At 55.2% G+C, this 14,405-nt stretch carries 15 protein-coding genes and 1 pseudogene; 5 read left to right on the top strand and 11 right to left on the bottom strand.

What is annotated here, in order from left to right; translation table 11 throughout:
• Positions 1-124 precede the first annotated feature (124 nt).
• From OG787_RS36535 to OG787_RS36490, 10 genes and pseudogenes are all read right to left on the bottom strand, one after another.
• Positions 125-511, bottom strand: coding sequence for a hypothetical protein (locus tag OG787_RS36535; protein WP_405538112.1), 387 nt, complete (start codon positions 509-511; stop codon positions 125-127).
• Positions 512-522: 11 nt separating this feature from the next.
• On the bottom strand, positions 523-939 hold the full coding sequence (locus tag OG787_RS36530) for a hypothetical protein (protein ID WP_405538111.1): 417 nt from the start codon (positions 937-939) through the stop codon (positions 523-525).
• Between the two features lie 71 nt (positions 940-1,010).
• A complete protein-coding gene (locus OG787_RS36525) occupies positions 1,011-1,979 on the bottom strand; it encodes a phage major capsid protein (protein WP_405538109.1) in 969 nt (322 codons plus the stop codon).
• Between the two features lie 66 nt (positions 1,980-2,045).
• Entirely contained in the window at positions 2,046-2,432 is a 387-nt protein-coding gene (locus OG787_RS36520) for a phage scaffolding protein (RefSeq protein WP_405538107.1), read from the bottom strand.
• A gap of 157 nt (positions 2,433-2,589) precedes the next feature.
• A complete protein-coding gene (locus tag OG787_RS36515) occupies positions 2,590-3,975 on the bottom strand; it encodes a phage portal protein (RefSeq protein ID WP_405538106.1) in 1,386 nt (461 codons plus the stop codon).
• 107 nt (positions 3,976-4,082) lie between these two features.
• Positions 4,083-5,291 (bottom strand): hypothetical protein, encoded by a 1,209-nt coding sequence (locus OG787_RS36510; protein ID WP_405538104.1) that lies wholly within the window; start codon positions 5,289-5,291, stop codon positions 4,083-4,085.
• A 235-nt stretch (positions 5,292-5,526) separates the two neighbouring features.
• Positions 5,527-6,902, bottom strand: a pseudogene (locus OG787_RS36505) (IS1380 family transposase).
• Positions 6,903-7,615: 713 nt separating this feature from the next.
• Positions 7,616-8,086, bottom strand: a complete 471-nt coding sequence (locus tag OG787_RS36500; RefSeq protein ID WP_405538103.1) for a hypothetical protein — start codon at positions 8,084-8,086, stop codon at positions 7,616-7,618.
• 314 nt (positions 8,087-8,400) lie between these two features.
• Complete coding sequence (locus tag OG787_RS36495) at positions 8,401-8,733, bottom strand: hypothetical protein (RefSeq protein WP_405538101.1); 333 nt, start codon at positions 8,731-8,733, stop codon at positions 8,401-8,403.
• Positions 8,734-9,135: 402 nt separating this feature from the next.
• Entirely contained in the window at positions 9,136-9,975 is an 840-nt protein-coding gene (locus OG787_RS36490; RefSeq protein ID WP_405538100.1) for a hypothetical protein, read from the bottom strand.
• 699 nt (positions 9,976-10,674) lie between these two features.
• Between OG787_RS36490 and OG787_RS36485 the strand changes: the two genes are divergently transcribed.
• The 5 genes from OG787_RS36485 to OG787_RS36465 all read left to right on the top strand — a co-directional run bounded on the left by OG787_RS36485 (position 10,675) and on the right by OG787_RS36465 (position 13,279).
• A complete protein-coding gene (locus OG787_RS36485) occupies positions 10,675-11,022 on the top strand; it encodes an Lsr2 family protein (RefSeq protein WP_405538098.1) in 348 nt (115 codons plus the stop codon).
• 235 nt (positions 11,023-11,257) lie between these two features.
• Positions 11,258-11,449, top strand: coding sequence for a hypothetical protein (locus OG787_RS36480; protein WP_405538096.1), 192 nt, complete (start codon positions 11,258-11,260; stop codon positions 11,447-11,449).
• Complete coding sequence (locus OG787_RS36475) at positions 11,436-11,957, top strand: DUF6879 family protein (protein WP_405538095.1); 522 nt, start codon at positions 11,436-11,438, stop codon at positions 11,955-11,957. Before OG787_RS36480 ends, OG787_RS36475 begins: the two co-directional genes overlap by 14 nt.
• A complete protein-coding gene (locus OG787_RS36470; protein ID WP_405540695.1) occupies positions 11,954-12,784 on the top strand; it encodes a helix-turn-helix domain-containing protein in 831 nt (276 codons plus the stop codon). Before OG787_RS36475 ends, OG787_RS36470 begins: the two co-directional genes overlap by 4 nt.
• A gap of 60 nt (positions 12,785-12,844) precedes the next feature.
• Positions 12,845-13,279: an ATP-binding protein gene (locus OG787_RS36465; protein WP_405538094.1), complete on the top strand. Its 435-nt coding sequence runs from the start codon at positions 12,845-12,847 to the stop codon at positions 13,277-13,279.
• Between the two features lie 156 nt (positions 13,280-13,435).
• On the opposite strand, the gene OG787_RS36460 is transcribed toward OG787_RS36465, so the two are convergent.
• On the bottom strand, positions 13,436-14,197 hold the full coding sequence (locus OG787_RS36460; protein ID WP_405538093.1) for a tyrosine-type recombinase/integrase: 762 nt from the start codon (positions 14,195-14,197) through the stop codon (positions 13,436-13,438).
• Positions 14,198-14,405 lie beyond the last annotated feature (208 nt).

Below are 14,405 nucleotides of genomic sequence, written 5' to 3'. Positions count from 1 at the left end.
AAGCACGCCTGACAAGCATAAGAGTCTAGCAGTGCTGTCAAGCTGAGTAATTGGCCCGATAAGCCAGCCTCTACTTAGGCCAAAACGAGAAGGACCCTCACCGATTATTGGTGGGGGTCCTTTCTCATGAGTCATCCACTACTGCTCTGGCTAGCAAGACCTTGTAATCAACGGTTCTTCCGCTGGCATCGTTCTCGGGGAAGCAACCGAAGACATCAAAGAGGGTCGCACTGCCGTCGTCCTCTCTCCAGAGAACTTCACCGGCCCTGTTCTTCACCTTGCCAATGCGGCCGACCAAGGGAACCTCTGTCGGCGTGAAGAGCTGTAGGTAGTCCTGATATCTGTACGTCGCTCCAAAGTCCTGGACAGAGCCCCACGGCCTCACAGAGTTACCGGTGCACTTGATGTGTGTCGGATGCTCGTAGTCGTACTGGTAGACAAGACTTCCTGAGTCAGGGTCTTGAGTCCATGCCGCAATGTAGACCTCTGCCCGAAGCTCATAGCGCTTCATAGCCATAAGTCTCACCAGGACCACCACCTACCGCGCATGCGCACGGTCTCAACATCCTGCCGCCATAGCTCCTTGCGGTAGTTGAACGGCCGCAGAGGGACCAAACGGCTTCTACGCCATGACAGATTGCCCAGGGCTTTCTGAGCAACCGGAGACAGCCATACAGCCTTGTCCCCAAACACCATCTTGTTCTCGCCCTGAGTCACAGACTCCAGATTTGGCTGTTCAAAGACAGATGTTGGGTCTTCGGCCATATAGGCACACTGGTAAGCCGTAGCCTTCTTGAGCCAAATGAGGTCTGTCGCATCCATGATGACTTCCTCTGGTCTTCCTGCTGCTGTCTCGACAATGGCTTGCGCCTTCTTGATGGCAGGCTCATCAACGGTAACCCCCGCGATTTCTTCCACTTCAACAATCGTTGCGAACATTCATAACTCACTCCTTTCATGAGAGAGGGGCAGGGCCGAAACCCTGCCCCTACAGTCTTTCTAATCAGGGATTAGGAAGAGGTAACCTCAAGGATTCCGAACGCTTCGGTACGGGTTACCGCAAATCCACGGCGAGCGCGAACCTTGAGAATCTTCTCGTCAGAACGGAATTCCTCACCGACCAATGACTCAGGACCGGAACGAAGACCTAGAAGAAGGTGCTGACGGTTACCAACCACAAGAATTGGGTTTCCGGCAGTTCCAGCAGCGCCAACAGTTCCAGTTGGGGAGTCAGTTGCCGTAGTGGACAACTTCAGACCGTAAGAGAACTGAACGGGAACATTGAAGAGAGTTGACGGTGTACCCGCCAGACCTTCAACAAAGATTGGACGGCTGTTGTCGTCCAAGATTCCACGGAAAGCAGCCTTGAAGGAAGTATGAGCAATAACGATGGTGTCGGCGTCATTTGCATAGTCGCCACCCTCGTAAACTCCGAATGCCTGTGACAGCTTTGCGTAGGTCACAGCACCGGCAGTACTTACCTTCTGTCCTGAGCCCGCAGCCTTGTACAGAGAGGTGAACGGAACAGTTCCGCCATTCTCGGTACCGGTGCAAGCAAGAGCGGCATTATCCAACTTACGTGCGTAAGAGACTGCCCACTCATTCTGATAACCCGTAACGACATCCACGAGAGTGTCGCCTAGGTCTTCCTCAGTAATCGTGAACGTCTTACCAAACTTGCGAGTGGTAAGCGTTACAACGTCAAGCGTTGGTTCAGCGTCGGTGTAATCAACGCCCTTAGCAACAACGTCAACGCTTACAGCTCCCATGCGGGGAACTTCAATTGTGTTTGAACCCATTACCTTGCGCTTGGCAAGAGCCTCAACGGCCGAGTTCTGATTAACGCGCGTGACTACTTCTGAGTCATACTCCTCCGGAATCCACGCATCGGCATTTACATGTGCCATTTTTAGTTGTTCTCCAAAATATTTATTTGTTGGGAGCCTCCGAAGAGGCATCCCGTAGGTGCTCACAGGCACCCGATTAAGTTGTTTATTCAGTTAGCCCGGGAAGGCTGAGCCAACCCGGTCATTCCATGCTGTTCACTAACTGCCCATGAGCTGGTTAGCGAGAGCATCAGCGGAAGTCTTGGGCTTACGGGTAGCCGGTGCCTTATCGGCAGCATCCCCACCACCTGAGATTCGCTTAGTAACCCCGAATAGTTCGGGGAGGTCTTCCTTTAGTGCATCGAGCTGTTCGGCAAGTCCCTCTAGCTCTCCGGTGTCCGTCACGGTCACCTGTGAGAAATCGAGATACTTAGCAACCTTGGAGTTGGTCAGTCCAGCCTCTGAGAGTGTCTTCTCAGCCGCTAGACGCGTCGCCATTCCCCGGTAGGTGTTCCTCTGCTCTCTGTGCTTCTGAGCCTCTGCATTAGCCTTCTGTAGGGCCGCCTGCATAGCCTCAATGTCGTTTGGTCGTTCGTTGTCCGTCACTGTGTTTTCCTCCGTCTCGGTTCCTTCCTTGTGATGGAAATGGATACGCTGTATCCGAATGTTTCAAAGTGGTCTGCTGCTTTCTGGAGTCTCTCTAGGGCCTGTTGTGTGGCCAACTCTCTTTGCAGCTCTTGAATCTTTGCCTGTATTTCCTCGTTCATGCTGCCTTCCCGTAAGGGCTATCCGGAACCCCGGCCGTATCCGGCTGCAAGTCATGCGTTGATGTCTCACCCGGAATGTCATTGCCGGGCTGCACTGATGTTGATTCCTTCTCGACAATCCAGGTCTTGATGAGGGCCGCGTCGTATCCCATTTCTGCGGCTACCTGAGCAAGAGGGATGCCAATCTGAATCTTCTTGTAAGCAATCTCCATCGCTTCCTTAGTGTCGAAAGTCTCTACAGGCTTCCAATGAACCTGTACATCCTCGTTGAATGCTCCGTCACGGAGAATAAAAGAGAAGACTTCTCGCCACGTTGCCCCAAAGGCCAACTGACGATTTCGAACCTTCTTCACTAGCGGCGCCTCTGCCGTTCTCAGAGCCTCACCCGATGGGACATTTCCGGTTGGCTCAAAGTAATGCAGTGGCGTTGATGTGGTGCTGGCCATTGAGCGGACATACGCCTTGAAAGGCTCAAGGAAGGTAGAAGGCTCAGCGGCCGGAAACTGCCCGACTTCTTTAATGCCGTTGAGAATGGCAAGTTCGCCGGGAGTGCTTGAGATACCCACCGATTCACTGTCGTCGCCAAAGTCAGCACTCTCTGACGAACCCTCAGCAGCAAGGGCGTATCTCTGGGGGAATCCGTGGAAATCAGCGCTAGCCATCTGCATAACGACTAGCTTGCTAATCATGTCCTGAACGCCGTATGCCGCTAGGTGCTCCGGTTTCCCCTTCGGCCTTTCCGTACGGAAGTGGAAGACAGGGATTTCCCCAAGGCCATGGACCATGACCCCGTCAGCGTCCGTCGTGTCATCAACGAACGGGATAAAGTCGGCATCCTTTGGAGTAAGAGGAAGCCTCTCCCCAAGGCTGATGTACTTCTCTAGGCGGTCGGCGTAGTAGAGGTTTACGCGAGTCCTAGCCTTGCCACTGACGGTGATTTCCCAGACCTTAGCGGCGACGCGCTTTAGGCGGGGGTTCTCCTCATCGTAGAGAACAACCGTTGTAAGCGGAGAGTTGTAGTGAATCTGAAGCGAATCACCATCAGGCCAGACAATGAGATAGGCGTCACCGTAAATCAGGGCTCTCTTGTGAATCTCCCCAACCTCTAGGGTCAGTTCATTCGAAGCCCATACCTTGTCGAGATAGCTGCCCGCTTTCTCTGAAATAGCGGACACAGAGGCAATCTCAAGGCGGTTATTCACCGTATCAACGGGTGTTGCTGCGAAGTTGAGGCGGAACCGATTGACGGTCTTCCTCAAAGCACGCTTGATAGCCGCCGTTGTGTATACCTCTTCGGCGGTTCCTTCATAATATTCTTCTGCGGTTAGATAGCCATCTCTCCTATCAAGGATTTCGTTAACCGCAAGGGTCAGGTCTGTCATTTATATTCGTTCTCAACTCTTATTCAGAGTATAAGTCATTTCCTTTCCTAATTCAAATTAATGGGTCCGAGCCGGCTCGGGATTCCCGAGCTGCACTCAATTACTTCTCAGACATAGCTCTGAGACTTGATACTTGGCTGCACTTGAGGCTTACCGAGGAAGTACAGAACCCCAGAACAAACAGCGTCCACTACGTCGTCATGCGTCACTCTCGGAAAGGCAAACATCTGAGTCTGTAGCGTGTCGAAGAAGCCAGTATGCCAGACCTTTCTACGCTGATAGAAGTCAAGGGCATGGGTTGCCCTCACTTCCTTTGCCCCTACCGACCTCTCAAGGCGGAGCTTTGCCGGAATGCCGTCAAAGACAGAACGCCAAACATCCCCTCCTTGATTTGATTCGACGTAGACCACCTTGGCCCCATAGCGCTCACATAGGCCCGTGACAAGGTCTCTCAGCTCAGGACCGGGACTTACCTTGTGCTGTTCCGCGTACCGGACGTACAGGCAATCCTCTTGCTTGCCCTCAGCGTCAAAGCCTCTGGAGAGAACCGCTATGCCTGTGTAGTCAGAGCGCTTCTTGGTCGTAACAGCAGGGTCAACGACAAGGAGAGTGTTCCCATAGCCACCGGCAGGCTCACCAATCTGAACATCCTTGTCCTGCCAATAGGCAGCATCAAGAGACACCGGCCGGTTCATCAGGTTCATCGCAAAAGAGCGAGTGCCCCTAATCGAGTTCAAGAAGTCCATAGACCAGAACTCAGGCCACAGTGAACGCTCCGAGCCGTCCTCATCCTTCACAATGACCGGGAAGTAGTGAACCCTGATGTTCTCATCGAGCACCCACCGCAAGTCAGGGTCAAGAGACTCATAGAAGTCAGGGTCCGAAGTTTTCAGATTTTCTGTATTTGGAAAGGGTGTAGATATAGGTAGATTCGAATCGAATTCTTTAGTACCGCTTTTGCATTCCGGAGAATTAGGGACCCTACTATTGTGCAATTTCTCAGCTAGGTACTCCCTCTGCTTTTCCTCAACCATTCTCATTTGGTCAATGATTGAGCCCGGCATTGTTGTTGTTCCCGCAAAGCAAACCCGCGCATAAATGTTCATCGGGAGAATGGCATTCAATACCGTTCCCCTGCGCTTCAATGCTTCATTCTCTGAGTAGTTAGCCTCTTGCGGCTCGATGTCATCAAAGAGAATTAGATTAGGTCTCGTGCTATCAATCTTTAGCCCAAGAGTCTTAGAGTCAGCACCCTTGGCGACAAAGATGAATCCGTTAGCCTGCCTGATTTGGTCACGAGACTGAGCAACAGCCATGTTCTTGCGCTTGCCGACCAAAGGAGTGCACAGCTCAGGGAAGTCAGCAGCAAGAGGCTTGTTGCCCTCTAGCCTCGATCTTTCTTGATGGGCCGTCGACGAAGTCGGCGGCCCATTTCGTTGTCGATGGCCGAGACCGGGCAGGCCGGGGGCCCGGGTGTCGTCTCGGGTGGACGCCGGTTTCCACTGTTCCGGGTGAGGGTGATGCTGCTCGTAGGGGTGGGAAAGCTGCTGGTCAGCCGGGGTTCGGCAAGAGTGCGAGCCGTTCGAGGGCGTCTGTGATCTCGCGGGTCCAGGGCCAGTGGCGGGCAAGGCGGAGGAGGCGGCGCCGGCCGGTGATGACGAGCTGGCCGGCCGCGGAGAACAGGCGGAACCGCAAGCGACGCGGTTCCCAAAGTCTCGCCTGGCCGGTCAGGGCGAGCATGGGCATCCAGGCCAGCAGATCGAGCGCCATCTGGACGGTCTCCAGCCAGACCTGATTCTGCGCGGTGTCGTGCAGGGAAGGTTGCGGAGCCCGGTGGCCCGGGCGGCTCGGATCCGGTCCTCCGCGCGAGCCCGCAACCGGTGACGGAGCTCGAGTTCGGCGATCGGCCGGTCGGCGGTGTTGGTGGCGAAGCACGTGAGACGCATGCCGTCCGCATCCGTGATCCGCAACTGGGCTCCGGGGTGGGGACGTTCCTTGCGGACGAGCAACCGAATGCCCTGCGGCCAGCCGTCGAGCAGGTCTCCGGTGAGTTCGGCGACCCAGGCCCCGTCACGAACCTCGCCGTCCGGCTCGACCGCGGGCGTCCAGGCCGATGCGGGGATCTGAAGAACGTGCTGGTGGATGGCCTCGGTGATCACCATGCCGACCGAGTAGGACAGCCAACGCCCGCGCTGGGCGAGCCAGGCCACGAACTCATGGGTGCCGCCCGCAGAATCACAGCGGATCAGCGTCCGCCGTCCTTGCCGGTACTTTTTGGGCAGTTGAGCGAGGGCCAGGCGGGCGGCTGCGATGTGGTCGACGGCCGTGTTCGAGCCCGCGTTCCCGGGTCTCAGCAGGGCGGCGACGGGTTCACCGGTCCCTCCCGGACCGTGGTCGACGAACCCCATGAGCGGGTGATGACCGTAGGACTTCTTCCAGGTCGGGGCCGCGTCCTGCTTGTCCGAGTGCGCGACGACCAGGACCCCGTCCAGGTCCACGGTCACCTGTCCGCCGGTGTCCGGAGCCCGGTTGCCGGCCAACTCCCAGACGCGTCGGCGGACTTCGGAACGTGCGGCGCGGATGGCGGTCAGCGCCTTCTCGCCCGAGGCGGCAAGGGTGTCGATCAGCCGGGAGACCGTAGGGTCGGAGGCGACCGGCCCGAACACGGCAGGCTCGGACCGCAGCAGGGTGATATCGGCGAGGCAGTCCCCGCCCAGCGCGACCGCCAGTGCGAGGTCCACGAGTATCTTGCCGGGGTCGTGGACGGCCCGCGGCTTCCGCCACAAGGTCAGGGCTGCGGATAAGGCCTGGTCAAGACCGGTCTTGCGGACAGTTTCGATCAGCAGGACCGAACCGGCCTGCGAGACCACGGCCCGGCCGTCCTCCCGGATACGGACACGGGGGTAGGACCCGATAGGCTTCTTCACCTGGAAAGTGCCTTTGGTTTCAGCGGGAACAAGGACCTAGACAATCCTCATTCTTGCTGGTCAGAGGCACTTTCTGCTTGCCTGACCGCCTATCGGACAGCCCGCTTCATGAAAGCGCGAGGCTAGCTCTGTCTTGAACGTCTGTAGGTGCTCCTCTGCCTGTCCGGCCGAGTCTGCGAACGCTGCCAGGAACGTGATGTGCCCGTGTGCTGCGCCCCACATAGGAAGGATGGTGAACAGCCACGTACTCTTGCCCCCGTTTCTCGGAGCAATGAATGAGTCTCGGCTCTCTCTTTCCTTGGTTGGCTTAGTGGCCCAACTCTTTGCGTACTCACAGAGAGCCAAATGGAATTCACTGACGCTCTTGACCCCGGCATCATTCGTAATGTGATGCGGCAGGTAGAGAATGGCGAACAGTGCGGGATTATCTCTTGTCTGCCTAATCCTGCCTTCCCGTGTACCTAGGTCACTGACTACCTCCTTTGCGAGTGTTGTCATATATTTCGTAATCTTCATGCTTTGTCTTAGTTCATTCCTTTCTGTAGATAACCCCTGGTCAGATGCCTAGGTGTCGAAGTTGGGGGCCAACTCAGACACCCCTGCTTGCCGACACGGAGCTTTGTAGCACTATTTGTACCAACCCCCAGAGGCCGGCACTACCTTTGTAGCAATGTTTGTAGCATGGCCTCTAGGTGGCCCCCCGTGGGCCTAACTCAAGAGCCTTGGTGTTCCTGTCCGACTGGAGTCCGTTCGTCGCCCTGAAAGGCACTCAGGAGGTTTTTGAAGACCTCATCGGTGCTCTCGGCAGTCTCGACACCGGCCCGAGAGGTTGCCTTACCCTCAATGAGATTCTTTGTCTCGATTGCCCGTTTAATACCTTCTACGGTCTTCTTGTATCCATCAGGCGTTAGACCCTCATAGTCGTTGATATATTCCATTCCTCGGTCAATGATGTCTTGCATAGCGATTAGTAGTTCTTCGTCCCGATACCACTGGTTAAATGCTGCTGACTTCTGCTTTAGCTCAGAAAGTGCAATCTCTACCCCAAATTCCCTTGCCCAACTGTTTGCGGTACTCCAACTGTTTGGATACCCAAGCTCACGCTTAGCCCTACTATGTCCAATATCTGAAGCTTTTTCCAGATACTCCAACTTTTCCCGTTCTGTATACTTTCGTCCAGGCACTGATATTTTCCATTACGAATACGTGAAACTCGGGTATTAAACATTCCCTTGTTCCTCGCTCGTTTCCTTTCTTAGTTTTTCTCATCTCGACTAGATGTCGAGTCGCCTCAATATCTCGATAATAAGAAACCCCGGCAAGCTAGAGAAGTGCCTAGCCATTTGACATTGCTTGCCGGGGTGCCCTATAGAAATAAGGAGATGTAACGCAATCACAAAATGAGTGTCCACAAAGAAGGAGTTCTTGCGCTACTCTCTAATCATAAAGGCAATTCACCCTAAAGGCAAATACCGACGCATCGACGGACCGGGTATTTCTATTCCTCTTCTCGCGCCTTCTCCTTGGCCTTGTTGCGGTAATACCAAGCCAATGCGTTACGCCTATACTTCTCTCTTCCTTCCTCTGTTGCCTTCTGCTTCTCGTAGTAATCCCGCCCGTATTCCTTGAAGTAGTCCGGCTGTCTCTCCAAGAGACGTCGGGTGCTCTCTGAAGAGTGCTCCTTGTCTTTCTGCGGGTTATCCTTACGCCATTGCTTATAGTAGGCCGACTGACATTCTCGGCACATGTACTGCCGCCCGTCCGGGCTGTTCTTGTTCTTGTGGAACTCCTCAAGAGGCTTGCTCTCAAGGCACGTGTTGCACGTCTTCACCTCTCGCTCTTCTCGACTCTCTCCGCACACTTCTTGTGGTACGGCTCTTCTCGGATGAACACCCACTTCTCATCTTTACTGATGCCCTTTCCGCATCTAGCGCATCTAATCGTTCTGCCCATTACTTCTTTCTCTTGACCTCAATGATGTATCGAGACCCTTCCTCTCTTCCTAGCTGTAGACCCTTACGCTTGCCCGAGTAGTACGCGATGATTACGACTGCAAGGAAGATAAGTAGTGTGGTCATGTCTCCTCTTTCAGGTAGACCCGCCCGAAAACCGGGCGGGTGTCTTACTCATCAATGATTCCGGTTAGTACATCTACCAAGAGTCCGTCTTCTGTATAGCCGTACTCTTCCTCTGGTTCTTCAATCACTTCTCTCTCCTTAAATCCGCCTGGTTTTCACCATGCGTCAGCATCTACTAGTGGCCTTGTATCCCTCCGAGGGATAGAGGTCTCATCCACGTTCTGAGCCGCATACGTGTACCGCATATGAAAATTGTTGCCCCATAGGTCGTACTCAGGCTTAGTCGCTTCCTCGGATACGGCAAGGATGTATCCGTAACTGTCTCCCTTGCGGAACGTGATTCCATATGCGGCTACGTTCTTGCTCACCTCTGAAACATCCTCACGACTGAACCAAGCCTCAATGTCTAGGCTTGTCTTATCTTCCTTGTTCTCCATATGCTCTACTCTCTGCTGTTCGTCGGTTGCTTGGTTGTCAGTGTCCTCAGAGCAAGGCTGAGAAGGGGTCTCAGTGCCCGTGTAAGGCTCTGTTTTATCTTCCTGGGGTTCCTGGACCTCTGTAATTTCCTGGGGCTTCTGAGCCTTTTCCAGAGAAACCGGCTCTACTGCTCCACTCGAAACCCTCTGCAATCCGTGATGCTTGCAAGAGGAAGAGGCCTTAGCGCTTCTCTGCGCGTCATTGCCATTCAGCACTAGGCAACGTGCACTTGAGTCGTGACCTAGGCTCCCGTTTTCAACAGCCTTACGGATTGCCTTACAGATGGTGTTCTGTGAGGGATATCGAATCTCGCCGGTATTTCGGTCAACCGTTGGCAAGAGAGATTCCAACTCTCCAGAGGCGAACTCAGCATGACCGATGCGGTTCATACGAGCCTCTGTGAGAAACACAAGCCTTACGTACAAGGGGAAATCTGTGTTGCTAGCCATTCTCAAGTTGTATGAATCTGATACAGCGGCCCATCTCTGGTTACCGCCGAAATTAATATTGTTCTGCATTTATTCTTAGTCCTTAGTCTCAGTGTATTTAGGCAAAAGAAATGCCCTCAGCAAGGGACTAGCTTGCTGAGGGCAAGAACACACTGAGAAAAGAACGCCGACAAAGCGAACTTCAGCTTGAATAAGTTTCTTGGAATTCCTCCTGCGGGCATCTAGTCCATGTCCGAATGACTTCTTTTACCTACTCTTCAAGTATAGCATGATGTACCGACAAGAGAGAGTTTATCGAACCTCTTTAACTGTCACAAGAAGGTAACAGTTACTAAGCCCCTCATCTCCCTTTGCCGTGGTTAGGCAGAATGAATCTACGCGTGCCGCGTAGCGGTATGCGTCTTCTTTTCCAAATGCTCATCTTGGCTAAAAGATAGATACAGAGCACATTACCGTTTCGTCTTGATATAGAGCTGTCGGTCTATCCCTCGCAGGGATAGGCTCTATCCTTCTGAGGGATACAACCCTGACAGGGATACAGGATTCGGCAAGAACTCTTCTTCGTGACGCGGTGAAAAAGTAGCACGGCCTGGCCTTTCTGTCGAATATCCACAGGCTATTTTCTATGGGCCTGGATTCCCGAGCCGGCTCGACCTGTCCGAAGAATTTTTGAAGCGCTCAGATAAAAACTCAGGGCTCTTCTCGGCGGCGCCCTGTCAGTGGGGTCTGGTATTCTCTTGCCACCCATCAAGCAACGGGAGAGAGAACGTGGCAAAGCGTGTAATCACCGAGTCGGACCTGTCCGGTGAGCCGGATGCGGAAACCGTCTCTTTTGCTTTCGACGGGACCGCCTACACAGTGGACCTGACAGAGGCAGAGAAGGAAGAACTTGCCAAGGTACTCAAGCCGTACCTTGATGTTGCTGAGGAAGCCACGTCTACCGGGCAGGCCAGCATTCCGACTCAGCCCACCGGTCCCGACCCTGTGAAGGTTCGGAAGTGGGCATCTGAGAACGGCATTGAGATTGACGGCAAGCCAATCAGCGACCGTGGCCGAGTGCCAAAGCCGTTCGTTGAAGCCTATGAAAAGGCCATGCGCGAGACAGCAGACGCGTAAGGGTGCCGGACATGGCAGAGGCTCGGGGAAATCGCTCTCCGAGCCTCTGCGCGTCTCTGGACGGCCGTTGGCTCGTTCCCCCTGGGTCCTGTGCCCTCTCGTGCGCTGAGCACCGCACAGGGTGCCGTGTCGACCCGGTTTCCTGTTCTGGCAACGCAACACCCTTGCGCCTATGGGTTGATGCTGGCCAGCATCGGGCAGGGACACGACCACAGCAGCACAGGGAGGGAACCCCATGAAGGTGACCATGCTTGCGACTACGTGCGACATCAGGGATTGCCCCACCATCTACGCCACGGACAGGGGCACGCTCCTTTTCCAGGGGGAGACTCCTACCGACCACGGGCTACAGATTCCCGGACACGAAACCGTGGTTGAACTCCCCGTGGAACTCATCAGGAAGGCAATTGCCGATGGGCTCATCTAAGAGCCTTGGTGAACTCTTCGACACGTTCGAGCGGGAAGCGTTCCGGCTTGAGACTCTCGACGACTACAGCAATTCCGGGAACACGGACGCGTATCAGGCGTTCCTTGCTGGTGAGCCTCAGCCGGACGACTACAACGACGGTTGGGTGTCGGAACTCCTCTCTCACACCAGCAAGGGCAAGCGCGTCTATCGCGTGCACATCCTTTCTCGGCCTCTCACTCCGTATCTCCGGTTTGAGCTTGGGTGGGGTTACCGGAAGAACGCGACGGGCGGTGAAGAGTTCTTCATTCTCGACACCACCGACAAGCTCAACCCGCTTGAAGGAGTAGGAGACTTCTGGCTCTTCGATTCCGTGAACGCTGCTGTCATGAACTACGACGACAACGGCGCATACACAGGGTCCGAGGTTCTCCCAGAAAGCCGGGCGCAAGAGTTCATCGAATACCGGGACAGGGCACTCTCACAGGCTATTCCGTTCCCCGAATGGTGGGCGAAGTACGAGGAGTGAACAGAGGAGAGCTGGGAGCCGCACTGCGGGCACTACGGCAAGCATCCGGAAAGGAAGCTAAGGCCGTGGCCCGCAGTGCTCTCATGTCCACAAGCAAGCTGAGCAAGATTGAGACTGGCAAGACTGCGCCTTCTGTTGCCGACGTAGAGAGCATCCTCACGGCAATTGGTGTCTCTGATGAGGTCAAGGCCGAATACCTGGAAGTCGTTCGAGCGTCTACGACGGAAACGACAGCTTGGCGACTTGTCCGGCGCATGGGAGTCCATAAGGCTCAGCAGCAGACCAGGGCTCTTGAATCCCAAATGACTCTGCTGCGGCTGTTCCAACCGGCTCTGATTCCGGGACTCCTGCAAACTCCGGAGTACATCCGGGCAATCCTCTCTCGGCATGACCTCACTGAGGACGTGCTGACGAGAACCACAACCGCACGCCTTGAACGGCAACAGGTTCTCTACGACTCCACCAAAGAGCTTCAGTTCGTCATCACCGAGAATGTCTTGCGTTGGCGCATAGTGTCGCCCTTGAGGATGGCCGAGCAAATAGGCAGGCTCATATCCCTCTCACGTTTGCGGAACATTGACATGCGCGTAGTTCCGTTTACTGCGGAACAGAGGGACATTGCCAATCACGCGTTCGTCATCCGGGATGACAGGACAGTCACGGTTGAGACTGTCCATGCTGAGCTTGTGGTCACGGACCCGAGAGACGTTTCCCAATACGTCAAGAAGTTCGAGGGGTTCGCCTCAGCAGCCCTGTGCGGTGACGACATGCGTTCGATGCTGGGAAGCGTGCAAGACGACTTCTTGCGCGAACAGGAAACTGGGTAGGTTGCTCTGCACGGTGTGCCTAGCCTTCTGGGGAAGCGACACAGGCCCCAGGGAGCGCACGTGAAAGCTACAGTGCCGGAGGATACAGAAAAGCCGGATATCAAGGAATGGCGTTGGTCTTGCGCCGAAGGAAGCGCGCCACTTTCTCGGCTAGTTCTCAGAAAGTGGCTGTCCGGTAGAGATGCATCTCACTATGAAGAGAACGCAAGCCTTCTCTTCATGGAGCTGTTCTCGAATGCGTTTCGCTTCTGCCCGCCGGACAGGCTGATTCCCACTCGATGGATGCTCTATGAGGACAAGCTCAGGGTTGAGGTAGACGACGCGTCCGCCGAAGAGCCGATTGTGACTATCACCGCCGATGATGACGAGCGCGGCAGAGGGCTCATCCTGGTATCTCACCTTGCCGACAACTGGGGTTTCAGACACAGGGTGTTCAACGACGGGAAAGGCAACTACCTGTCAGGGAAGACCGTTTGGTTCGAACTCAAGAAGTGACCATGGACAGCAAAGAGCCCCGGCCCCTTCCGAGTTGGATGGGTAACCGGGGCTCTTGCTTGCCTCTGTGAGGCTCTGTGCGCCCGACTGAGAGCCTGTGAGCCTTTCCAGGTCTCCGTTGTACCCCGGAAACGTCAGAGAGGCGTACGGGGCTTCTCAGGCTCCGAACTGCGCCATGACCGACGCAACGTCAGCATCGGTCGTCTGGACGTAATACCGGAGGGACACGGCTACGTCGTGATGCCGCATCTGTCGGCGGAGTACTTCCGGGGGTGCTCCCAGCTTGACCAGATTGGTTGCGAACATGTGCCTGAGTTGATGGGGGTTCAGGTCAATCCCAAGAGCCTTCTTACCGAGACGCTTGATGCCCCGGTAGACCGTTGCGTGATTGATGGAGCCAAGCTGATAGGTCGCGTACTCCTCTGCGAACCAATCGGGGATGATGACCGGTCCGGTTGTCTTCGGGGGCGTGATGTCGTTCTGCGGTGTCCTCTGCCTGTCGATTGTGAGGGTGCTGCCCTTGAGAGGCTGATTGACCAGGGACTCACCGATACGCATACCGGCAAAGAGCATCCCGTAGACGTGAGGGCGGTACTTGCTCTCTGCGAACGCTTCCTTGACGTCCTTGACCTCTGCCAGGTCATAGACCTTTTGCTTCGGAGCTGCGCAGGGAACTTTAATTCCAAGGCAAGCTTGGATGTTGACTGCGTGCTTACGTCGAGTGCTCTGCGTGATGACCGTGTTGAGCCTCTTGCCCAACTCCCGAACGGTTGCCTTCTCGATGGGAAGGTCTTCAATCTCCAGAGCCCTCAGAGTCTGGAGATAGCTCCTGTACGTGTTGTCTTTGATGGCCCGTGCTTCCAGCCGCTCGTAGGCTAGAGCCAAGCAGGTTCCCGACTGTGCCTGTCGAAGTTCCATGTCTACTTCGAACTCCCGCGATTTTTGCGTTTCGCGTGCACGAGTTCGAGCTGTACTTCGACGTGTGAGTCGGCCGGCGCCGCCAGGCGCCCGGTAACGGTGTACGTCAGCGCCCTCGCCCCGGTTTCGGTGGCGGGGGCGCTGTCATACGTACGGACTATGCTGAAAAGACCTCGCACAGGCACTCGCACAGGCATGGGACCGGACG

This window comes from Streptomyces sp. NBC_00075 (genome assembly GCF_045041225.1).
GTDB classification, from domain to species: Bacteria; Actinomycetota; Actinomycetes; order Streptomycetales; family Streptomycetaceae; genus Streptomyces; species Streptomyces adonidis.
Note: the sequence above shows the minus strand (reverse complement) of the source record. Positions and strands in the feature narration are given on the sequence as shown.

Bases quoted from the DNA above. Each gene is read 5' to 3' on its own strand.
- OG787_RS36535 (WP_405538112.1), bottom strand. From the start codon at position 511: ATGAAGCGCTATGAGCTTCGGGCAGAGGTCTACATTGCGGCATGGACT.
- OG787_RS36530 (WP_405538111.1), bottom strand. From the start codon at position 939: ATGTTCGCAACGATTGTTGAAGTGGAAGAAATCGCGGGGGTTACCGTT.
- OG787_RS36515 (WP_405538106.1), bottom strand. From the start codon at position 3,975: ATGACAGACCTGACCCTTGCGGTTAACGAAATCCTTGATAGGAGAGAT.
- OG787_RS36510 (WP_405538104.1), bottom strand. From the start codon at position 5,291: ATGGCTGTTGCTCAGTCTCGTGACCAAATCAGGCAGGCTAACGGATTC.
- OG787_RS36490 (WP_405538100.1), bottom strand. From the start codon at position 9,975: ATGCAGAACAATATTAATTTCGGCGGTAACCAGAGATGGGCCGCTGTA.
- OG787_RS36480 (WP_405538096.1), top strand. From the start codon at position 11,258: ATGAAGGTGACCATGCTTGCGACTACGTGCGACATCAGGGATTGCCCC.
- OG787_RS36475 (WP_405538095.1), top strand. From the start codon at position 11,436: ATGGGCTCATCTAAGAGCCTTGGTGAACTCTTCGACACGTTCGAGCGG.
- OG787_RS36460 (WP_405538093.1), bottom strand. From the start codon at position 14,197: ATGGAACTTCGACAGGCACAGTCGGGAACCTGCTTGGCTCTAGCCTAC.